This window comes from Proteiniphilum sp. X52 (assembly GCF_003712195.1).
GTDB lineage: Bacteria > Bacteroidota > Bacteroidia > Bacteroidales > Dysgonomonadaceae > Proteiniphilum.
This window is the reverse complement of sequence record NZ_RDSD01000030.1, coordinates 13,174-35,155: the sequence shown is the minus strand read 5'-3', so window position 1 is coordinate 35,155 and position 21,982 is coordinate 13,174. Positions and strand designations below refer to the sequence as shown.

Annotated in this window: 20 protein-coding genes; 8 read left to right on the top strand and 12 right to left on the bottom strand. The window is 47.1% G+C overall.

Translation table 11 applies throughout. From position 1 onward, the window contains the following. Positions 1–81: 81 nt before the first annotated feature. The 4 genes from D7D25_RS16305 to D7D25_RS18840 all read right to left on the bottom strand — a co-directional run bounded on the left by D7D25_RS16305 (position 82) and on the right by D7D25_RS18840 (position 2,530). A complete protein-coding gene (locus D7D25_RS16305; RefSeq protein WP_255417356.1) occupies positions 82–303 on the bottom strand; it encodes an NVEALA domain-containing protein in 222 nt (73 codons plus the stop codon). 100 nt (positions 304–403) lie between these two features. Beyond that, positions 404–1,282 (bottom strand): DUF1573 domain-containing protein, encoded by an 879-nt coding sequence (locus D7D25_RS16300; RefSeq protein ID WP_122969987.1) that lies wholly within the window; start codon positions 1,280–1,282, stop codon positions 404–406. A gap of 4 nt (positions 1,283–1,286) precedes the next feature. Then, positions 1,287–2,342 carry a BF3164 family lipoprotein gene (locus D7D25_RS16295; RefSeq protein WP_122969986.1) on the bottom strand — a complete coding sequence of 352 codons (1,056 nt, stop codon included), beginning with the start codon at positions 2,340–2,342 and terminating at the stop codon, positions 1,287–1,289. Beyond that, positions 2,342–2,530: an NVEALA domain-containing protein gene (locus D7D25_RS18840; RefSeq protein ID WP_122969985.1), complete on the bottom strand. Its 189-nt coding sequence runs from the start codon at positions 2,528–2,530 to the stop codon at positions 2,342–2,344. Before D7D25_RS18840 ends, D7D25_RS16295 begins: the two co-directional genes overlap by 1 nt. Before the next feature lie 239 nt (positions 2,531–2,769). On the opposite strand from D7D25_RS18840, the gene D7D25_RS16285 reads away from it, so the two are divergent. Then, positions 2,770–3,807 carry a helix-turn-helix domain-containing protein gene (locus tag D7D25_RS16285; protein WP_158602651.1) on the top strand — a complete coding sequence of 346 codons (1,038 nt, stop codon included), beginning with the start codon at positions 2,770–2,772 and terminating at the stop codon, positions 3,805–3,807. 83 nt (positions 3,808–3,890) lie between these two features. On the opposite strand, the gene D7D25_RS16280 is transcribed toward D7D25_RS16285, so the two are convergent. The 8 genes from D7D25_RS16280 to D7D25_RS16245 form a co-directional block, all read right to left on the bottom strand. Continuing rightward, a complete protein-coding gene (locus D7D25_RS16280) occupies positions 3,891–4,607 on the bottom strand; it encodes a head GIN domain-containing protein (protein WP_122969983.1) in 717 nt (238 codons plus the stop codon). A gap of 111 nt (positions 4,608–4,718) precedes the next feature. Then, a complete protein-coding gene (locus D7D25_RS16275) occupies positions 4,719–6,029 on the bottom strand; it encodes a TolC family protein (RefSeq protein WP_122969982.1) in 1,311 nt (436 codons plus the stop codon). A gap of 5 nt (positions 6,030–6,034) precedes the next feature. Further along, positions 6,035–7,141: an efflux RND transporter periplasmic adaptor subunit gene (locus D7D25_RS16270; protein WP_122969981.1), complete on the bottom strand. Its 1,107-nt coding sequence runs from the start codon at positions 7,139–7,141 to the stop codon at positions 6,035–6,037. A 122-nt stretch (positions 7,142–7,263) separates the two neighbouring features. Continuing rightward, the gene (locus D7D25_RS16265; protein WP_122969980.1) at positions 7,264–8,511 is read right to left on the bottom strand and encodes an ABC transporter permease; all 1,248 of its coding nucleotides are present in this window, start codon (positions 8,509–8,511) and stop codon (positions 7,264–7,266) included. 47 nt (positions 8,512–8,558) lie between these two features. After that, on the bottom strand, positions 8,559–9,821 hold the full coding sequence (locus D7D25_RS16260; RefSeq protein WP_122969979.1) for an ABC transporter permease: 1,263 nt from the start codon (positions 9,819–9,821) through the stop codon (positions 8,559–8,561). Then, positions 9,818–10,540 carry an ABC transporter ATP-binding protein gene (locus tag D7D25_RS16255; RefSeq protein ID WP_122969978.1) on the bottom strand — a complete coding sequence of 241 codons (723 nt, stop codon included), beginning with the start codon at positions 10,538–10,540 and terminating at the stop codon, positions 9,818–9,820. Before D7D25_RS16255 ends, D7D25_RS16260 begins: the two co-directional genes overlap by 4 nt. Before the next feature lie 445 nt (positions 10,541–10,985). Beyond that, positions 10,986–11,642, bottom strand: coding sequence for a polysaccharide deacetylase family protein (locus D7D25_RS16250; RefSeq protein ID WP_122969977.1), 657 nt, complete (start codon positions 11,640–11,642; stop codon positions 10,986–10,988). Between the two features lie 68 nt (positions 11,643–11,710). Beyond that, a complete protein-coding gene (locus D7D25_RS16245; protein WP_122969976.1) occupies positions 11,711–15,181 on the bottom strand; it encodes a protein O-mannosyl-transferase family in 3,471 nt (1,156 codons plus the stop codon). Positions 15,182–15,619: 438 nt separating this feature from the next. Between D7D25_RS16245 and ndk the strand changes: the two genes are divergently transcribed. From ndk to folE, 7 genes are all read left to right on the top strand, one after another. Next, positions 15,620–16,081: a nucleoside-diphosphate kinase gene (ndk, locus tag D7D25_RS16240; RefSeq protein ID WP_122969975.1), complete on the top strand. Its 462-nt coding sequence runs from the start codon at positions 15,620–15,622 to the stop codon at positions 16,079–16,081. Between the two features lie 49 nt (positions 16,082–16,130). Beyond that, the gene (locus D7D25_RS16235; RefSeq protein ID WP_122969997.1) at positions 16,131–17,180 is read left to right on the top strand and encodes a peptidoglycan DD-metalloendopeptidase family protein; all 1,050 of its coding nucleotides are present in this window, start codon (positions 16,131–16,133) and stop codon (positions 17,178–17,180) included. 169 nt (positions 17,181–17,349) lie between these two features. Beyond that, positions 17,350–17,895, top strand: a complete 546-nt coding sequence (locus D7D25_RS16230) for a DUF1599 domain-containing protein (protein WP_122969974.1) — start codon at positions 17,350–17,352, stop codon at positions 17,893–17,895. A gap of 235 nt (positions 17,896–18,130) precedes the next feature. After that, positions 18,131–19,297, top strand: a complete 1,167-nt coding sequence (locus tag D7D25_RS16225; RefSeq protein ID WP_122969973.1) for a BT_3928 family protein — start codon at positions 18,131–18,133, stop codon at positions 19,295–19,297. Between the two features lie 380 nt (positions 19,298–19,677). Next, on the top strand, positions 19,678–20,433 hold the full coding sequence (tpiA, locus tag D7D25_RS16220; RefSeq protein ID WP_122969972.1) for a triose-phosphate isomerase: 756 nt from the start codon (positions 19,678–19,680) through the stop codon (positions 20,431–20,433). 274 nt (positions 20,434–20,707) lie between these two features. Continuing rightward, positions 20,708–21,238 (top strand): SPOR domain-containing protein, encoded by a 531-nt coding sequence (locus D7D25_RS16215; RefSeq protein WP_122969971.1) that lies wholly within the window; start codon positions 20,708–20,710, stop codon positions 21,236–21,238. A 30-nt stretch (positions 21,239–21,268) separates the two neighbouring features. After that, positions 21,269–21,841 carry a GTP cyclohydrolase I FolE gene (gene folE, locus D7D25_RS16210; RefSeq protein WP_122969970.1) on the top strand — a complete coding sequence of 191 codons (573 nt, stop codon included), beginning with the start codon at positions 21,269–21,271 and terminating at the stop codon, positions 21,839–21,841. Positions 21,842–21,982 lie beyond the last annotated feature (141 nt).

Genomic DNA, 21,982 nt, shown 5'->3' with positions numbered 1-21,982 from the left:
CCTCCGTAAATATGCTAATTTACTTCTCAATTAATATATGCAATAATTTATGTACCCCCATGATTTAATCAGATTTTTGACTTATAGCCATCCAGGCTTTTTTTTATGATCCAATAAGCAATCTTCACCGTAACTTCCATCAGGGTAAATAACCAACTCACAACAAATGTCATAGGCCGGTTCACAATCTTCGCGTCCTCCACTTTCTCCCTGTGCCAATGCCTCCACATTGGCCAATCCCAAATCACCCAGATTTGCCTCACTTTTCATTGTTTGACTCACTCCGTAGCCTGCGGCTGCCAGAAGCGAGGGGGCGAATATGCCCTATAATAATTTTTTCTTCATACTTTGAAAATTAAAATTAATAAATAAATTGATAGAAAACAACCTCTTTGCAGAGGGTTTAATTTGTATTTCCTTTTAGCCTTATCATCAAGGGGGAATTATCCATGTTTCCATAAATGGAAACAGTTCTATGGAAATAACCCGGATCTTCCGCATTATAGGTTATTTCTATTTCCATTGACGAGCCGGGCAGAGCGGGTTCTTTTTTGTAATTTATACTTGTGCAACCACAGGACACCTTGGTATCGTATACGACGAGCGGAACTTCTCCTATATTTCGGATCAAAGCGGTTACTGTTGTGGAATTGCCCCTTTTCAGCGTTCCGAGGTTGAATTCCGTCTGATCAGCCTGGACGATAGTGCTTCTTGATGGGGTTGTTGGGGTATGGGCTTCCGGAGCGATCCGGGATAAATACATCTCCCTGATACGGATATTATGGATGGGATTCCCGATATAGACCACTTTATTGTCTTTGTCCAGGAGGAAGCATTGAAAATCATCACGGGAGGGAAACCGGTTGATGGAATTCAGTCGGTCGTTCTCATCCAGGCAAACCGGAATCGTGATGCCATCCCGTTTAAGCAGGTAGCTCAATTCCCGTTTGTCTTTCGGGTGGAAAAAGAGTAATACAGGCACGCTTCCCGACGTCAGGGAATCCACTTGCGCAATAAACTCGTTCCATTTGTGGAGCTGTAATTTGCAACTGGTACAGCCTATGGAGTCTACATACAACAGAATCTTATAGTCCGATTCCGGCATTTCATACTGTATGGCATCTTGCCCATACCGTGTAAAAATCAAATCCTCCGGAAAAATGATCTCTTTGTCCTGCCATTCTGTGACAAGTTTTGTGATCTCTTTTTTCTCCTTGCTCTCATTGCAGGAAAACAAAAGGATACACGATCCTATCAATAGTGTAAAGGAATGTAATTTCATCTCATCAACGCTTTAATTGATATTTGACAACAGGTTGATTCGAATTGACATCTACGGCATATATTTCCCTCGTTCTTTCGTTGACATCTATGCCGTAAATAAAATGATCCAGCGTGTATCTGTAAAGCGGATCTCCTTCCAACGAGAAAACGTAGATATATTGCCCGCCGTCGATTGTCGTAGGTTGTGGCTGTTGCATAATCTCTTTAAAACTCCTTCCGTGAAAAACGGTGTAAATATATTCATTTGTTACTTGTATGTCGCTGAATCCCATGATTCCAGAAGGAATAGCCATACCCCCCGACTCATTATATTCCGGTTCTCCGTGGGATCCTATTTTTACGACATGGGTGCTGTCCCTCAAATTATAGATCTCCAATACTTCTCCCAATTGAGTTACCATGGCGAGCGTGTGATTTTCGGGATTATAATCGATAAAACTCCTCCAGGCCTGGGCCAATGCTATGTCGCCCTTTTTATGTTTCCGGGAGGGAATTTTTCCGTGGCTGGACTTTATATTCCCATTCTTGTCCATAATATGGAAGCGGTGTTTACCAGAATAATCCGGAATCACAAAACAAGAATCGTCATACAAGGCAAAATCCAGCGCACGGATGATCTCTTTGTCCAATGGTGTCTCTTTTTCGTTTGTCGCCTGGGTAATATTTCCGACCGACATCTTGGTAAGCAGATGTTTATTGGCGTCCAGCCCCCACATCCCGTTATCCGTAAGCCTGAAATTTTCCGCCGATAGAATTTCTTCAGGGGCCTGCCCGCGTTTCCCGAAAGAAAAGAGATACTCAAATCGCGGATAGGTAAATGCATGATAGAAATAGTCGGGATGATGCAGATCCATAATAATAGCTAAACTATCTTTATGCTTGATCCTGAAAGGATAGCGAAGCATTACCGAATCTGTTTCCAGCCTTTTTCCTGAAAGGGAAATACCGGTCGTAAAGGAATCGTAATAAAGGCTGTTATTTGCATTATTACATCCTATGGATATAATAAGCAGACAATATAATATATAATACCTGCTAATAATTTTATCCTTTTCCATCAAAATTCGCGTATAAAAGCTACTTTTCTATGCGGTGTCGGACAATCGAGTGAACCGCTCCCTATGCATATAACATTTCCCCCATCCTCGGTCGATGCCAGCGCTTCGATATTTGAGAGCGTCAGATCGGTTTCTATGAGCCTGTTTTTTGATTTTAACCAAATAAAAAATAATAAAGACAACGTCATAAGACAGATTGTGAAATTTTTTTTGCATTCATAGACTTATATTTTAGAGTGATTCAAATATTACCGATAAAAATAGAATTTGGAGCGTTATTATACGAAGATTTTAACTCACTTATAACTCACTTTTTATAATTCCTATGTTTTCAATGTGTTAACGATATGAGGTTTGCTTAATAAAAATTAAATTCATTGCGCATATTGGCCGATTTATTTTATATTTGCAGATGAAACGTAGCACAATGATTTACAGTAGATCTACATACAACAGGATAATTGCATTGCTCTTAATCATCGTCGGTTTGGTCATAATTGTGCTGTCGATAGTCTTGATTAATGGATACAACGCAGCTAAGACGAAGATGGAACGGGACATTCCACCCCTGTTTGAACATGCCATTAATGAGGAAGTGCTATTAAAGATGGAGGGTGAGTATGTATCTATACATATCGTAGATCCGTTTACAACAAAAGAGAGAGTCAGAGATCAGAAAATTGTGACAGAAGATACCACTATAACAAAAGTGGCTGAAGTGAGCGGGAATACGGAAAAGGAGTTGTTGAAAGGCTTTCAATCGTATCTTTTACATGTAAACCGGTTGAAACCGGATACGCTACAGCAACTTTTCGATAAGAAGCTGGATGAAAAGGGTATCAAAGCACGCTCTCTCATACTGGTGTGTCATGGAAATAATACCGAATTGAGCGAAGACACTATGGGATACCGCATCAACTCTCGGACACCGATCATAAAGGGTGGAGTATTTGGTGAGATATCTTACCAGGGGCTGGTCAACTATTCACCGCTCACCGTATTCCGGTTGATACCTAAAAATGCGATCATCGCGCTGTTTATTCTTGAAGTATTGATACTGGGGGTAGTTTATTATTTGTACCTCGGGAAAAGAAAGATCAGGCCGGATAAGATCGTTAAAAAGGGAAGATATTATTATATCGGGAAGACAATGTTGGATACCCGTAAAAATGAATTGATCGGACAAAAGAAGATCACAAAAATTCCTAATCAACCGGCAAATATACTTTTGATGTTTCTTGAAAGTGATGATTATACACTCCTCAAAGAAGAAATTAAAGAGAAATTTTGGTCTGACAAGTATTATACAGCTAATCGAATCTTGATGAGTACAATGAGTAAATTGAGAAATTGTCTCAAAGAAGCGGGCTGTACATATAACATTCATACAAAAAAAGGAGATGGTTGTTATATTTTGAAATATATGGAAAAGAATGCAGAGGCAAATGAGGCAGACGTGAAATAAAAACGGAGACTTTCGCAAGCCTCCGTCCTCGAAATTTTTTGTAATTAAAAGTAGAAGTAGAGTATTAATTGAGTGAGCAGGGGTCAATTCCCTGCTTTTATTTTTCCTAATCCCTCTTTGTTGAGTTCTTTCTTAGCCGGGTTGCCATAATAGGTGACGTTGCCGATGCCTTCGGAACGTACTTTGAGATATTCCGATGCGTGGCAGTGTATGTTGCCGACTCCCTGCGATGTGACCGCGGCGCTTCGCGAGGTGAGCTTCGTGGTATTGACGTTTCCCACACCCTCGGATTGAATCTCCAATTGGTCGGTCTTGCCACCTAATGTGGTGTTACCCACTCCCCGGGAAGAGATGTGAATGGCACCGGCTTCGAGCCTGTCCGCCCTGAGATTGCCCACTCCTTCCGACTCGATAGTCAGTTCGGGAGTGGAGAAGGTGCCATCGATCTCAATATTCCCCACACCATTGAAATCGAGCCTGGTCAGGGCAGGAGTGGAGATGGAAATAAGCAACTTCTCAGAACGTCGTTTATTTCTTTTCAGATGACGGTCTTCCATTGTAAGGATCAGTTTGTCGTTGTCCATCCGGACCTCGAGAAGGTTGAGCAGCTCTTCACTACCCTCCGCGGTCACACTGACAATAGGGGATTGCTTGATATGAATGTTGGCTATTACCGATGATTCGATAGCCGTAAATTCACTTACTTCAAATTCATCCGCCGCCTGGCGCGATTGCGCTCCCACGGAAATGCAGGCTGTGAATAGCACTGCGATCAGAGTTAATGTTGCTGGGATTTTCATGTCTGTTGAATGTTGAATGATGGGTTGTTATAAGTTATAAGTTATAAGTTGAGCAAATGAGCGTGTCATTTATTCATTGGAGCATCAAATCAATGAAATGGTTACGGATGTTCAATCTTTTAACAATTCCAGTATCTTCAAACGGAACGCGTATTCATATTTGGCCTGGGCCTCTTCTCCCAGCACTTGTGCGAGGTTGTTTTTTGCCAGGAACAGTTCATAAGAGTTGGCGCGGCCGCTCTCGTATTTCTCTTCCGTAAAACGGTAGGCTTCCCGGCTGGCTTGGATCGATTTCCGGGCGGCATCCCAGCGGCTTTTAGCTCCTGTGGCATTGTAATAAGCCTGCTCGATGCGTTTGCGCAATTCGACTTTGGTTTTGTCCATTTCCAGTCGTGAGTTGGCGATGGCGAGTTCTGCTTTGTGGACACTGTTCCTGACCTGAAACCTGTTGAAGATGGGAATGCGGAGGCTGAAACCCAGCGAATTGCTCATGTTGTTGCGCAACTGCGAACTGAAAGAGGTGTTGTCCCTGCCGCTCATCCTGTAGTAGCCGGTTCCCATATTCACCCCGAACGAGAGGGAGGGGTAATATTGAGCCTTTGCCATCAACAGTTCTTTCTCACTGCTTTCCAGCCGATAGCGCATGCCTCGTATCTCCGGACGATTCAACAACGCGCTTTCGTATACCGCTTCCGACCGCAAAAGGGTGGCTTCGTTGATGAGTGTTTCCGCGGGGGGCGCCGTGATATCGAAATTGTTGAATTCCTCCAGTTCCATGATTTGGGCCAGATCGAGCAATGCCAGTTTGAGGTTGCTCTCCGCCTGCACGCGGTTCAGTTCTTCCTTGGCCAATTGGGCTTCTAATTCATAGAGTTCTCCCGGTGCCATCTTGCCGCTTTTCACTAATTCACCCCGTCGTTGCAGGTTGGCCTGGGTGGTCTCGATCTGGTTCTCCGCGATCCGCAGCAACTCCCGGTTGAGCAATGCCTGGAGGAAGGCGGTGGAAACACTCATTACCACATCGTCGCGCATCTTCTCCAGATCGGCTTCCGACGCCTGCATGTCGGCCTTGCGCGCGTCGATGTTGTGCTTCATGCGCAGACCGTCGAAAAGGGTGATGTCGGCTCCGACACCGAAGGTGGTCTGGGAAGAGTTGGTGTTCTGATAGACGTTATCGAGGCCGATGGAGCGTCCGAATATGAAGTTCTGTCCCGCCGAAGCGTTCAGGTTGGGCAGCAGATCCGCGCGTGCCTGGCTGTAAGCGATCTCCCGCTGTTGCCTGCCGATTTCCTGCTGTTTGATGTTACGATTGTTCTCCAACGCAATATCGATGCACTCCGCCAGCGTATATTTCTGTTGTGCCGTTGCCGGCAATAGGGAAGCGCTGAAGAACAGGCCGATGATAATAGTCCTGATATGCATAGCCGTTATTTTTTCTTGTCCTCAATGATCTCTGTTCCACGGATCTTGTCATTCTCTTTCAGTCCTTCGGTCACTTCGATACGGATCCCGTCCGAGAGGCCGATTTTCACATGCTTCCGTTCGAATTCCTGCGGTTTCTCGCTCTTGACCATATAGACGAAAGCCGAGTCGCCACTGAATTCCACTGAACTCTCAGGAATGGTTACCACATCTTTACGCTGATCCAGAATAATATCGGCGTTAGCGCTGTAGCCTGCCCGGATAAACAAATCCCGCGGCAATTGCAGGGCGGCTTTCATTTCGAAGAGGATGGCTCCGCTCTCTTCTGTCCCTTTAGGCGAGACATACTCCAGCGAGGCGGGTATCTTCAGGTCCTGGATGGCGCCGATGGTGATCTCCATGGGCATTTCCACCGAGAGCTTACCTACTTCCGTCTCGTCGATCTTGCCGACAAAAAGCATGTCCCCCAGGTCGGCTACCGATGCCACGGTGGTGCCATCGTTGAAGTTATTGGACTGGATCACCGAGTTCCCCGCCTTGACAGGAACATCGAGGATAGTGCCGCTTACCGTGGAGCGTACCAGCGTGTTGCTGGTCTGTGCCGAACTCTTGGTGATCCCGGTGCGCACCAAGCTCAGGTTGTCGTTGGCGGCGCGCAGTTCTTCCTGATCGTTTTTGTACTGTAATTCCACCTTCTCGAACTCTTCCCTTGAGATCACTTCATTGTCAAAGAGTTTCTTATCCCGCTCATAATTGATCCGGCTTTGATTGGCAGCCAACCGGGCCCTTTCGACACGCGACTCGGCGCTGCTCTCGTTCACCATGTCGGGCACTACCTGTATCCTGGCGATGATATCTCCGGCCTTTACGGTTTCGCCCGCCTCTTTGTAAACCTCGGCAATGATGCCCGACATCTGCGGTTTGATGAGGATCTCATTGCGCGGTTCCACTTTGCCTGTGGCCACAGTCCGTTTTTCGATATCACCTTTGGTGGCCGCCTCTATTTTGTAAGTCACAATTTTCGGGCGCGATTTCTGCCAGAGAAACACAAAGGTGGATATTACCAAAAGACCTAACAGGGTCAATCCTACAATTCGCAATACTTTCTTCATACAGTTTTCATATTTCAAATTTCATATTCAAAATTCAAGATTTAGCTACGCAGATTTCCAATTCAAATTTCATAAATCGGCAAATCATCCTATCAAATCGACCTTCCCTCTTTCCCACATTATTACTCCTCACTGATCGCTTCCACAGGTTTAATCAAGATAGCCCGTTGTGCAGGTATGTATCCCGCCATAGCGCCAATCACAATGAGGATGAGGAACGAACCGACAGCCATGCCGAACGAGACTTGGGGATCTTTGAAGAACTGGTCACTCTGGCTGAGTATGATCCCGGCTCCCCGGAGCAGCCCCACTCCCAGCACAATACCGAGGAGTCCTGCCAATACGGTGAGCACCACGCTCTCACTGAGAATCTGTCCGATGATATTCCGGGGGGTGGCTCCCAAAGCTCGCCGGATGCCGATCTCCTTGGTGCGCTCGCGCACGGTGACCAGCATGATATTGCTCACGCCGATGGCACCCGCGAAAAGGGTGCCCAGTCCCACGATCCATATCAGGGCGGCTATGCCGATACCCAGGTAGTTGAACATTTTGAACTGCTCCTCGATATTCATGCTCCATACCGCATCCTTGTCGTCGGGTGAGATCTGGTGTTGTTGTCTTAGTATCTCTCCGATCTGGTCCTGCACTCTTTTTACCGGCACACCCTCTTTGGCGGTGACTGCCAGCAGGTGGATGATATTTCCCTGGTTGAAAGCCTGCTGCATGGTAGAGAAAGGGAGTACTACCGTTTCGGCTGTCTCGCCGCCTATATTCACTCCCGATGAACTTCTGGCTACCCCCACCACTTGGAAATAGATGCCGTTCACGCGGATCTGTTTTCCGGTGGGATCTTCACCCTTCTGGAAGAGCACCTCATAGATGCGTTCTCCGATGACGCATACTTTCCTCTTATCGGCGATATCGATATCGTTGATATACCGTCCGTGGAGCATTTTGCTTTTTTCTATCAGGTCGTATTCCGGAAAACAGCCTTTGATCCGGTAGGAACCGTTTTTGTCGCCTCTTACCACATTCTTCTCATTGCCGCCGCTGAACAGCATGGGGGAGATGTGCTGCAATTCGCGCACCTTCTCTTTGATCACGGGAATATCGCTGTTGGTCATATCCCATCGCCTTCCTTTTCGGAAGCCCTTGTGGGGAAGCGTGGTGCGTTGTGATTCGAAGAAACAGGAATTGGTGGCAAATCCCTCGATCTGTGAAAAAATTCCTTTTTCGAGCGCGTTGCCTGATCCCACCATCAGCACCAGCATCAGCATTCCCCAGAAAACGCTGAAGGCGGTCAGCACACTCCGTGATTTATTGTGCGTGATAGTGATCCATATTTCATGCCACCTGTCTAAATCAAACATATATACTGATTTGTTAATTTACTGATTTGCTGAAATCATCACGTCGGTCATTCCTGTCTCATCGCTTCAATGGGTTTCACCTTTACCGCTTTGCGGGCGGGCAGGTATCCGGCGATCACCCCTGAGATGATCAGTATGATCGTCGCGAAGAGGGCGTATCCCACTTCCACCGTGGGGTTGGTGAATATCGACATCTGCGGTTCGTCGGACACCGCTTGCGCGTTGGCCGCCTGTTCCATAAAGAAGTTGATGGTTTCGGTCAGCCCGATGCCCATCATCAGCCCTATGTAGCCGAAGATGGTGGTGATGATGATCGACTCCAGGATGATGGTTTTCAGGATGGAAGCCGGCGTGGCGCCTATGGCTTTGCGGATCCCTATCTCCCGCGTGCGTTCCTTTACCGACACCAGCATGATGTTGCTTACACTCACAATTCCCGCGATCAATGTGAGGATACCGATAAGAGCGACAATGAAGGTGATCACGCTGAAAATCTTCATTGTCTCCACATAGTCCGACTGTGCATTATATATCCAGAGGGCCTGCTTGTCTTCCGGGTTAAAGTTCAACCTTTGCCCCATCAACGTCCTGAGCGATTCATTGAAGCGGTCATTTTCTTCTTTGGTCACCAATCCGTCCACGGTAAAGGTGATCTGGTAGAATTTCCGGTTGGGATTGAAAATGGCCTGCGCGGTGGTAAAAGGAATGTAGGTATTCGATCCTCCCCATTGTTCTTTTTTTGTGTTGACCCCTACCACCTTGAACATGATTTGCCCCACTTTCACCTGTTTGCCGAGCGGTGATTCGTCCTTGAAAAGGAGATCGGCGACTTTCTTGTCGAGTACGATCACCTTGTTGGTCTCTTTCATGTCGAGTTGATTGATGAAACGTCCATCTTCCGGAGCGATGATCAGGTTCTCGATATCAAAATAGTTGGGCATCACTCCCCTCACCTGGTAAGAACCGTATTCACTCCCGTAAGAAATGGTCTGTGAGGTATTGCTGCGGGCGGTGATGAGCCGGCTTTCCTCCAGCTCATTCCTGATCAGTTCCACTTCGCTCTCCGTGAAATGGAGGTTCCGCTCCGATTTCAGCCCCTTGTGGGGCATAGAGGTGGTGCCGGGCCACAGGCTGATGCGGTTGACCGCCCTGGAACTGAAATTCCGCATCACTCCGTTTCTGAGCCCGTTGCCCGCTCCCAGCAGGACGATCAGGATAAAGATGCCCCACGAGACGGAGAGCCCGGTGAGGGTTGTGCGCATCTTGTTTTTCTTCAGCGTTCCCAGTATTTCATGAAGCTGGTCGGTCATGCCATTCGCGGTTTTTGGGGATGAGTGGCGACATGCACGCCGTTGTCCTTCCTTGTTTCATATTCAATCATACCGTCCTTCAGGTGGATGATGCGGTGGGTGGCATCCGCGACCGACGGTTCGTGGGTCACGATAATGGTGGTGATTCCTTCTCGATTGAGATCAGTCAGCACTTCCATCACCTCCACGGTGGTCTTGCTGTCGAGGGCGCCGGTAGGTTCGTCGGCCAGAATGATTTTTGGATCTGAGATCAGCGCGCGGGCAATGGCCACGCGTTGCTTCTGTCCCCCGGAAAGTTCATTGGGCATGTGGTGCGCCCAGTCTTTCAGTCCCATCCTGTCGAGATGCTCCAAGGCGATAATATTCCGTTTTTTTCGGCCCACCTTCTTATAGTAGAGTGGGAGGGCCACATTCTCCAGGGCATTTTTAAAGTTGATGAGGTTGAACGACTGGAAAACAAAACCGATCATCTCATTGCGGTAAAGCGCAGCCTGTGTCTCACTGAGATTCTTTATCAGTGTGCCGTTCAGGAAGTATTCGCCCGAATCGTAGGTGTCGAGAATACCCAGGATATTGAGCAGGGTCGATTTTCCCGAACCCGAGGCTCCCATGATGGAGACATACTCTCCCGACCCAATTTCCAGATCGACTCCTTTCAGGACATGAAGCGATAACGCTTCCGTTCGGTAGGATTTATGTAATTGACGGATTTTAATCATATGATGAAATTTCGTGTGACCTCTATTTTATTTGTCGGTTTGTCGCCAATTGATTTGCCGAGTGCGGATTTGAAAATCGAGGAGCCAACGCGACTCAAAACGACGAACGCAATTGAACGGCACAAATGTATGCCAAAACATTGTACTATGCAATACATAATACTGTGTTGTTTTTAATTTTAACTTAGTTTATGTTTTTCGAGTAAATTTCGCCCTGCGGAAGTATATGACTACGAGAAGTAAAATCACAAGGCCCGCTTCGTCCCGAATGACGATCAACAAGGAGCAAACAGTACAAAGCATATTTGCTGAACGCAGTTGTTCCATTCTGGGACCGCAAGGTCAACAAGGAGCAAGCAGTACAAGTATAAAGGCAGAGATCAGCACAGGCCCGGAAGCGGCTTTTATTGTCGGGAGTTTTTACAGGGATAGGAGAAGCTTTCGATTAAAGGCAGGCGGTATGGCTGGCGGGCATGGGATTCGCAGCCGGGATTAATTCGAAAGTATAACCCTCTTGCCGCAACCATTCGATGGCACGCGGAAGCGCGTATCTCAGGTTTTTCTCCGCTTTGAGGGAGTCGTGAAACACAATGATGGAACCGTCGCGCGTATACTTTTTCACGTTCTCGAGCACCTGTTGTGGATTCATAAAGCGGCTGTAATCCCTTGTCACCACATCCCACATTACCACTTTATATCCTGCCTGTAGCAACGCCAAATTCTGGGATATACGCATATGGCCGTGGGGGGGACGGAAAAGGGATGAATCGATCAGTTCAGCCGCTTTGTTGGTATTATCCAACAGAAAGGATGTCCTGTTCTTCCACCCCTGTATGTGATTAAAGGTGTGGTTGCCCGCCAGGTGCCCCCTTCCAAGGAGCTGGCGGTAGAGGTGAGGGTGTTTACGTACGTTGTCTCCCACGCAGAAGAAAGTGGCTTTTATATCGTAATGATCCAACAGATCCAGCACCCAGGGTGTCACCTCGGGTATGGGACCGTCGTCGAAAGTGATGTATACCGTTTTTTGGCCGGGGATACTGATCCGCCAGCGGGCTTCCGGAAAAAGGAGCCTGTATAAGTAGGGTGGTTGCTCAATTAGCATGAATGTGAATGCATGTTGAAAAGAGATACGGCTGTGAGGCGACTCACAACCGTATGTTATCTTATCTGTTACTGATCTGACTGCCGGTATTGTTCCAGCAAACGGGGGTTGAATTGCTGCATCATGTTGAGCGCCTTCTGCATCGTCTCTTCTTCCATAGCCCGGTGTAATGTGTCGTCGTCGGAAGTGGAATAGTATCCGCGTACCGAACCGTCGGTGATCTCCTTCAAAAGGGTATCTCCGAGGTAGGGAACACCCAGCGTATAGAAGGTCCGCGCCCGTTGCAGCAGGTCGTCTACCAGTATCCCGTACTTCTCCTTGTCATATTGTTGGTAAATACTTGTGATAAGCATCATGGGATTGATGTTGTTCCAGATCACATCAGAGAGTGAATTCGACAGCTGTACGGTATTTAGCCGTGCGTACCAGTCGAGGTTCCTGTTCACCCTGTCGCTGATGTCAGCGATAAGGGCTTCGGCTTTCTCTTTCTCGCCCAGGCCGTAATAGGCTCTCGCGAAGAGTAGCCCGTCGGTGCCGTAAGCCACTGCCGACGAGGGTATCATGGTAGTGACTTTATCCAGAGCTGTGAGCGCTTTTTCGTTTTCTCCCGCGTTGATCAGCGCGTTGACCAGATGGGTGAAGTAGAGTCTGAAGGTGGAAAGCATCCTTCGGCAGGTTTCATCGAGATAGATATCGGGATTATTTTCGAGTCCGCCCCACCTGAATTTGTTCACCATGTTGTCGTACGCGGCTTCTATGTTTACTCCATCATAAAGAGGAGTTCCCGGGACTACCTGATAGGTGAGTCCGTTGAGCGAGAAGTTACGGTTCTGCAGGTTCATGTACAGGGAAGGGGTGATAGTGGTCGCGAAATGAATGGGACGTTGCCAATGTCCGTCGTTGATATTGTCGAGCATTTCAAGGATTATTTGCTCGTTAAAATAAAGGGCCGACTTCCCGGTCATGTCAAAATACATCTTGCCGGATGGTTTTGCGGCCAGGCCTTTCCAGTCTACCCGCGCGGTATCCACATTGAGAGCAAGCACATTGCCGGGAATGACGGGCATATCTCCCGTGTTGAACGGGTTGGCCGGCCGGGTGTTCTGTCCTGTCCGCAAATTCTCCATAATCTGCGTCAGGGAAAGCGTGTCTTTAAAAGCACCCATATCGTAGTACGACCCGAAGGAAACGGGAGGAACGTTGTTATGTCGGAGCACATCTTCTATCTCCTTTTTAGTGATGATGTATGCCGCGCTTCCGGCCTTGCCTGAGTACTGCGGACGACTCCATCGGATGGGCAGCGGTTCCGACTCGTATGCCTGACGCAACAGCTGGTCCACATACCATTCCGTTTGGAGGAAGCTGAGGTTGGTGACCCGCACGTCGGTACGGAAGCCTTCGGTTTCCTGCACGTACCAGAGCGGATAGGTGTCGTTATCTCCATTGGTGAAAAGGATGGCGTTCCCGCCCACGCAGCTCAGATAATTCATGCCGGTGTCCCTTGCCAGGGTCCTTCCCGAACGGTCGTGATCGTCCCAAGTCTGCGAGGCCATCTGCAGAGGGACGCAGAGGGTTGCCACTGTGGCAAGCGCCGTGGCGGCGGTGGTGTTCTTTATGTATTTCCTTAAGAAATAGCTGATGCCGGCCACTCCCATCCCCACCCAGATGGAGAAGGCATAGAAGGAGCCCGCGTAGGCGTAGTCCCGTTCCCTCGGCTCATAGGGCGTCTGGTTGAGGTAGAGGATGATGGCCAAGCCGGTCATGAAGAAGAGCATGAAGACAATGGCGAAACTCTGTTTTCCCCTCTTTTTCAGTTGTAGCTGGTAAAGGATACCGATAATGCCGAGCAACAGCGGAAGCATATAGTATTTATTGTGGCCCTTGTTGTCGACGATATCGGGCGCGATATTATCCTGAGGTCCCAATCCCAGCACATGCTCGTCGATGAAAGCGATTCCGGTGATCCAGTTGCCGGCGGTGATTTCACCGTGCCCTTGTATGTCGTTCTGCCTGCCGGAGAAGTTCCACATGAAATAGCGCCAGTACATGTGGTTGATCTGGTAGCTGAAAAGGAACTTCAGGTTCTGCCAGAAGGTGGGCTTTTGGTTCAGGTCGGTCACACCTCCCCATTGTTCGTATCCCATGCTGTGATTCCTGAACGACGGGTTGTTGGGGTTGGAGTGCATCCGGGGAAGCAGCATGGTGTTGGTGTATTTATAGTTGGGCAATACCACTTTTTCATACCGGTCTTTCTGGTCGGGTGAGGTTTTCACCACCTGTTGGTAAGAAATTCTTTCCCCGCTCCTGACCAAAGACCCGTCGGCATTGCGCGCCAACTGGGAGGCATAAGTGGTGCCGTGGATAAGAGGGGTTTGTCCGTATTGCTCACGGTTCAGGAAACTCCCCAGCGAGAAGATATCCTCCGGTGTATTCAGGTCGAGTGGCGGATTGGCGTTTGACCGGATAGGGATCAAAGCGTACGCCGAGAAACCGACCAGAATGACCATCAGGCTTGTAACGGCAAGATTGATGAATTTGACCTCTAATTTTTTATATCTGAAGGCAAAGTAAGCGCCCGCGGCGATGAGCAAAGCCCATAGCCAGCCATTGCCGCCGATGAAGAGGATCCCCGTCATGCCCATGCTCAAGAAGAAGGAGGTGCGTGCTCTGTTTTCTTTTCCCTTGGGAGACAAAGTCTCATAGAGTGACCATCCGATCACGCCTACCAGAAGAAAAAGGTAAACGAACAATCCTGTATGGTAAGAAAATCCCAAAGAATTCACAAAGAAGAGTTCGAACCAACCTCCCACTTTGGTGAAACCGGGGATGATCCCCCACATTAATATGACGATAAGCCCGAAGGACAACAAAAGGGCCTTGATCCCCCCTTTCCAGTCGGGATTTTCATTCTTCTTGAAGTAGTAGACCAGGACAATAGCCGGGATACACAACAGGTTGAGCAGGTGCACGCCGATGGATAACCCCATGACATAGGCGATCAGTACGATCCATTTGTCGGAATGGGGCTTGTCGGCATTATCCTCCCATTTAAGGATCAGCCAGAACACCAGGGCGGTGAGCATGGAGGAGAAGGCGTACACTTCACCCTCCACGGCCGAGAACCAGAATGTGTCGGAAAAAGTGTAGACCAGCGCACCCACAAGGCCGCTGCCGATCACCGCGATAGTCTGCCCCATGCTGAGTTCTCCTCCCTCTTTTGCCATAATGAGCTTGCGGGTCAGATGGGTGATGGTCCAGAAAAGGAACAGGATGGTAAGCGCGCTCATCAAGGCCGACATGCTGTTGACCATTTTGGCCACCTGCGACGGATCCTGGGCGAATTGCGTGAAGAGATTACCCACCAGCATGAAAATAGGTGCGCCGGGGGGATGACCCACTTCCAGCTTATAGGCCTGGGTGATGAACTCGCCACAGTCCCAGAAACTGGCCGTGGGCTCAATGGTAAGCAGGTAAACCACTGCTGCGACGGCAAATACAATCCAACCTGTAATGTTATTGATAAGCTTGTACCTGATCATTATTCTTGTTTTGATGATGTATAGTTTCAATTATAACCCTAATCGCGCTGATTGATTGCGAATTTTGGGCAAAGATACTTAAATCTCTTTATTCCGGCTGTGGATTCAAACTCCATTTTATTACAAGGGTATTAAAAAAAGCAAAATAGGAAAGTGGAGGCAAGTTGATCTTGAACTCACCAAGGCTCAAATAATGGTTAATAATTGTCTATTGCGCTTAATATCAGTGAAATATGTTATAAAACATGTTTTCGTGTAAGTTTCTGTAAATCTGTATGATAGAAGCCTGTTCTACTTCCGATGTGTAAATTCCACTTAAAAAAAAGGAATGGATTATTTGGATGGGAAATAATAAAAACTTTACTTTGAAGGTGATTTAAGGAAAAAAATCAGTAATTAAAAGGTCGTTTTCATTATAGTTTATCATTTTTATCATTCATGGAGCTTACATTAGTAATTCTAAAACCATCTGCTGTACAGCGCGGAATCATGGGGGAAGTTATCTCCCGTTTCGAAAGGAAAGGAATCCAGATTGTCGGTATGAAGATGGTGGAATTGACTGATGAAATTCTGAGTGAACACTATTCCCATTTGGCAGGAAAATCTTTTTTTGGCCGCGTCAAAGATGCCATGCGTGTAAGTCCGGTGGTAGTGATGGCCCTTAAAGGGCTGAATGTGATAAACGTAGTTCGCGAAATGGCTGGTGTTACAAACGGTAGAGAGGCACAACCCGGCACTATAAGGGGTGACTACAGTATGAGCGTGCAGGAAAATATCGTGCATGCATCCGACTCTCAGGAGACAGCGCAAGCCGAGTTGAAGCGCTTCTTCTCTGAGAACGAGATTTTTAATTACTCCCATTTTCTCGTCCCGTATCTTTATGCGAATGATGAGATATAATGACAAAAGTGTTTTTTTATGGATTATCAAAAAATTCAGTGAAGCAACAATGGAGAGAAATCATTTTTTAGCAAAGGCAGGCACACTATTATCTGCAAGCTTGATGTTCGTGACACTGAACGCGTTTTCACAACTGTCTCCGGAATCGAACGGAAATACCAGACCCGACCTCACATACAAGCAATTACACAGTTCCACCCTGAGTGAACAGCCGGGCCTTTTTGCCGACGGACTGAAGCTCAAGCTGGATTTGTCTGTCCTGGATGAAGTGGAAGAGGACCGCTTTGAGTTTGATCCCGATGCCATTCCAGCCGACGATATTTATGGCGGGATGTGGGGAAACAGGTATGTCAACACGTATGGTGACCTGAAAAATGCACCGGATACGTTCATCGTGGATCTGGAGAATTTCACCATGCCGGTGGATGGGTATATGACATCCAATTTCGGGCGGAGAGGCAGTCGCCGTTACCATTACGGTGTTGACCTGAAAGCCCAGACCGGGGATACCATTTATGCCGCGTTCGACGGTAAAATAAGGGTAAAGCAATATGAGCGGAGAGGATATGGGTATTATCTTGTGATACGCCATTTGAACGGACTGGAAACCGTTTACGGACATCTTTCCAAATTTCTCGTGGATGAAAATGATTTTGTACAGTCGGGACAACCGATCGGGCTGGCCGGTAATACGGGACGTTCATTCGGATCGCACTTGCATTTTGAAACCCGCTTCCTGGGTAAACCGATTAATCCCAATTTTATTATCGACTTCCAGAAAAAAGCACCCCATAAGGAGGAGTATTTGGTGACAAATTCAAGTTACAGGAAGACATCCAACAGCAGCAGGGTGGTTGTGAAAAGCAATATGGACAATACAGTTGCCACAGCCAGCGCTTCAACCAACAGGACACCCGCTAAAAATGCCAACACCAATAAATATGTCTCAGGTGAAGTGAATTACCACAGAATCCGGAAAGGTGATACGTTGGGAGCTATCGCCAAACGCTACGGCACCTCTGTCAATAAGATTTGTTCATTAAATAATATTACCCCCAGAACAACGTTGCGGGTAGGTAATTCTATTCGCATTTCATAAATTGTAAACCGGACAGGTAGATTGAAAAGGTACAGGATAATGAACTTGTACCTTTTTTTATTACCTTTGTTCGGTTCAATTACATTAGACTATTTCTGCGCTCGGCATAACCAAAGCAAGCTTTGTTTCTGCTCTTGCTTAACGAAATAGTTCAATTACATTAGACTAAATGAAAGTAACCCATCATCAGTTTGACGAAGTGCTCGCTATCTGCCGGGGAGTATTCGAGAAGAAGCTACAGGATTACGGGGCCGCGTGGCGAATACTCCGTCCCGCTTCAGTGACCGACCAGATTTTTATCAAAGCGAAACGGATCCGCACGCTTGAAACAATGAAAGATAACAGGGTGGATGAAGGTGTCTTCCCTGAATATGTCGGTATCGTGAATTATGGTATCGTAGGGCTGATACAACTCGAATTGGGTTATGTGGATCTGGTGGATATTTCGGCGGAAAAAGCCTTGGAGCTTTACGACCACTTCGTGGCGGAATCGAAAGCGTTGATGGAGGCAAAGAATCATGATTACGGGGAAGCCTGGAGAAGTATGCGGATAAGTTCCTATACCGATCTCATCCTGATGAAGATACAGCGTACTAAAGAGATCGAAGCCAACGACGGGCAGACTCTTATTTCCGAAGGGATTGACGCTAATTACAAAGATATGATCAATTATGCTGTTTTTGGGTTGATCAAACTGCATTTCGGAGAGGAATAGGTGGGAAAGTGGGAAAGTGGGAAAGTGAGAAAGTCGATTTGATGTGATGATTTGCTGATTTTACTCAATTCACAATGAAATCTTGAATTTCGATCTGGAATCTTGAGTCTGCTCCGAAAACCCACAAACCCGATTTCATCGGTTTACAACTCGTTGAAAATCAATAGGCTTTTTGGGAACTTTTTAGCAGAAAAGAGTTATCGGAGAGGACTCAATCTTTAAATTCTGAAGAAAGATGAGTTCAAAAACCAAAATAGTGAAATTATTGCTCGAATTATCACGTATTATTGTGGGGACGACCTTTGTATTCTCCGGTTTCGTGAAAGCGGTCGATCCACTGGGGTTCACCTATAAGATAGAAGATTACCTGATAGAATTGGGTCTTACAGGGATTTTTCCGTTGGCCTTACCCGCGGCTGTGTTCATGGTGACGGCTGAATTTGCCCTGGGCGTTTTTCTGTTATTAGGAATTTACAGGAAATGGAGTGCCCGGCTGATCACCCTGTTCATGGTTTTCTTTACGCCACTCACCCTGTGGATCGCCATCGCCAACCCTGTGGAAGATTGTGGATGCTTTGGCGATGCAATTACTATCACTAATTGGCAAACTTTCTATAAGAACGTAATACTGCTGGCGGGTGCCATGCTGTTGCTCTTGAAATGGAGGCAGATCACGCCGCTCTTGTCAAAGAAAATGGCGCCTGTGGCAGGGCTTTTGACATTGCTCCTGGGTGTGCTCTTTTCTCTTCATAATATATACCGGCTGCCGGTCATCGATTTTCGTCCTTACAAGATCGGGAGCAATATTCCACGGCAGATGTTTGTCGACCCGGAGAAGGCAGATGTGCTGGAGACCGTTTTCATCTATAGGAAAGAGGGGATAGAGAAGGAGTTTACTGAAGAAAACTATCCCTGGAACGATTCCACCTGGACATTGGTGGATATGAAGACAAAAGTGGTGAAAGAAGGTGAGAAGCCTGCCATTGAAGACTTTGCGGTAGAAGCATTGTATTGTGACGAGGCTGCCGGTTCATGGGGTATTGGGGGCGATATTACCGATATCATCCTTTCCGAGCCTTCTTATACTTTCCTGATGGTTGCTTATTCGTTGGATAAGATGAGTCTGAGACATCTTGAACGATTCAGGCAAGTGCGCCGTTATGCTGAGGAAAAGGGATACCCCTTTTACTTCCTCACTTCATCGCCGACCGATGTGGTGGGGGAATGGGAACAACATCACCGTACCGGTTTTCAATTTTGCCATGCCGATGAGCGGGTGCTGAAAACAATGATTCGCGCAAATCCCGGATTGATGTTGCTGAAACAGGGAACGGTTATCAATAAATGGGACGATAGCAGAGTGCCTGGCAGGAGATGGTTGGATGATAATATGGGAGAGTAGAGCTGGATTCACTGGCAGACAGGATTGAATTGACAGGGGGTGGAATGGTGGAAGAGTGGCTGGATTGACCGGGAGACTGGGGAGACTGGATTGACGAGGAAACCGGGAGACTGGATTGACTGGGGGGAATGGTGGAAGAGTGGCTGGAATGAGTGGGAGACTGGGAGACGAGGAGCTTTGAATTCCCAGACCCAATTCCCAGACCCAATTCTGAGGTCCAATTCTGAGGCGCCCAATTCGGTGACCCAATTGCGAGTGCCAATTCTGAGGCGCTCAATTCTGAGACCCAATTCTGAGCGCCCAATTCGGTGACCCAATTGTGAGGGCCAATTCCGAAATAGCGAGGCTAAATTTGAAATTTTAATTATATATTTTTTTGTATGAGAAAAAACATTGTAGCAGGTAACTGGAAAATGAACAAAAACCTGCAAGAGGGAGTTGAACTGGCAAAAGAGTTGAACGAGGCGTTGAAAAATAAGACCGTGAACTGTGATGTGGTGATCGGTACGCCTTTTATTCATCTGGCAAGTGTGGCCAATGCCGTGGATACAAACAAGATTGGCGTTGCCGCGCAAAATTGTGCTGATAAGGAATCGGGTGCTTATACCGGAGAAGTGTCCGCCGCGATGGTGGCTTCTACCGGGGCCAAGTATGTGATTCTGGGACATAGCGAACGTCGTGCGTATTACCACGAAACTCCCGAAATCCTGAAAGAAAAAGTGAAGTTGGCCCTTGCCAACGGGCTCACCCCAATCTTCTGCATCGGAGAGGTGCTGGAAGAAAGAGAAGCAGGTAAACATTTCGATGTGGTAAAATCGCAGATTGAAAACTCATTGTTCGAACTTTCCCCTGAAGATTTTGCTAACATAGTACTGGCTTATGAACCCGTATGGGCAATTGGTACCGGTAAGACAGCTACCGCCGATCAGGCACAGGAGATACATGCTTTTATCCGCAAAACATTGGCTGAAAAGTATGGTCGGGAGATTGCCGAGAATACCTCCATTCTCTATGGTGGAAGTGCCAACGCCGGCAATGCAAAAGAACTTTTCTCCAATCCCGATGTGGATGGCGGCCTCATTGGCGGTGCTTCACTGGGAGTAGATAAATTTATGCCCATTATCGAGGCATTCTGAAACGATTAACAGAATTTTACCACAGATCCGCTCCGGGTCTGTGGTATTTCTTTATCTTTGCAAAGTCAATCTGACTAATGAAGCCATATCGGGAAGTAGTGCCGTGGGAACATGGTGAAGATCCCCGAGTTGACAGAATGCGACTGATTTACTGATGGCTTAATATTGGGTTAATTGTTAATCAGTCAATAGTCAATAGTCAACACTCAACAGTCAATAGTCATTGGTAATTAGTAATTAGTAATTAATTATTTGTAATTAGTAATTTTGAATAATGAATGATCTCTTTCACTATACAATCCTCGTTCTGTTATTAGTTGTGTTTGCAGGCGGAACCTATGCCCAGTCATCATCACAAAAGAAAGAAATACTGCGGGAATTGAATTCCGTGGTGCCCGGCAAGGGGCGTGTTTCTGTTTATGAGGATGAAAGCATCGCGCATGTGCTGGGACGCCCTATGGCCCCGCCCAGGACGGTATATACCAATGCCGACGGGTCGACGCAGTATTACCGGGTGCGAGGATACAAGATACAGGCTTTTTCCGGGAATAACCAGCGTACTTCCAAGAATGAGGCGCACCAAAAGCAGCAGCTTATCAATAATATATATCCCCAACTTGAAACCGTTGTCCTTTTTGAATCGCCCTTCTGGCGCTTAAGAGTGGGGAATTTTGAGACCCGAAGCGAAGCCGAAGAGACATTGAAGGAGATGGTGAAATCGTTTCCCTCGTTCGGCAAAGAGATGTATATCGTAGTGGATGAGGTGAAGATCCCCGTTAACCAACAATACAATGGTGAACATTAAGGTGGTAATAGCCTGCAATAGAAAGAACAAATGTCTTCCGAAGAATTAGAAAAAAACAGATTGGTAATTGCTGATCATATGCGGGATATTCTCTCATTGTTAGGTGAGGATGGGAACCGCGAAGGATTGATGAGAACGCCGGAACGGGTAGCAAAGGCTATGCAATATCTCACAAAAGGATACTGGCAGGATCCGGAAGCGATTCTGCGTTCTGCTTTATTCAGGGAAAATTACCGGCAGATGGTGATCGTGAAGGATATCGATCTCTTTTCTTTGTGTGAACATCACATGCTGCCATTCTTCGGTAAGGCCCATGTGGCTTACATTCCTGATGGTTATATCACCGGCCTGAGTAAAATTGCCCGGGTGGTTGATGTGTTCGCCCGACGTTTGCAGGTGCAGGAACGCCTCACTACCCAAATCAAAGAATGTATTCAGAAAACATTGAATCCGATGGGAGTGATGGTGGTGATCGAAGCACAGCACATGTGCATGCAGATGCGGGGTGTGGAGAAACAGAATTCCATTACCACTACTTCCGATTTCACCGGTGTTTTCCGCGAACAGAGAACGCGTGAAGAATTTATCGCATTGATAAAATAATTACTCTGACCAACTTCCGGTCTGAACTTTTTAGTGAGTCACCTTCGCTGAATACGATAAAAATATTGCCCCGGCTATTTCACAGGCAAATAGTTGGGATGGTGCTGTATGAAATAGTGTGGGTGATCAAACTTGGGTTTT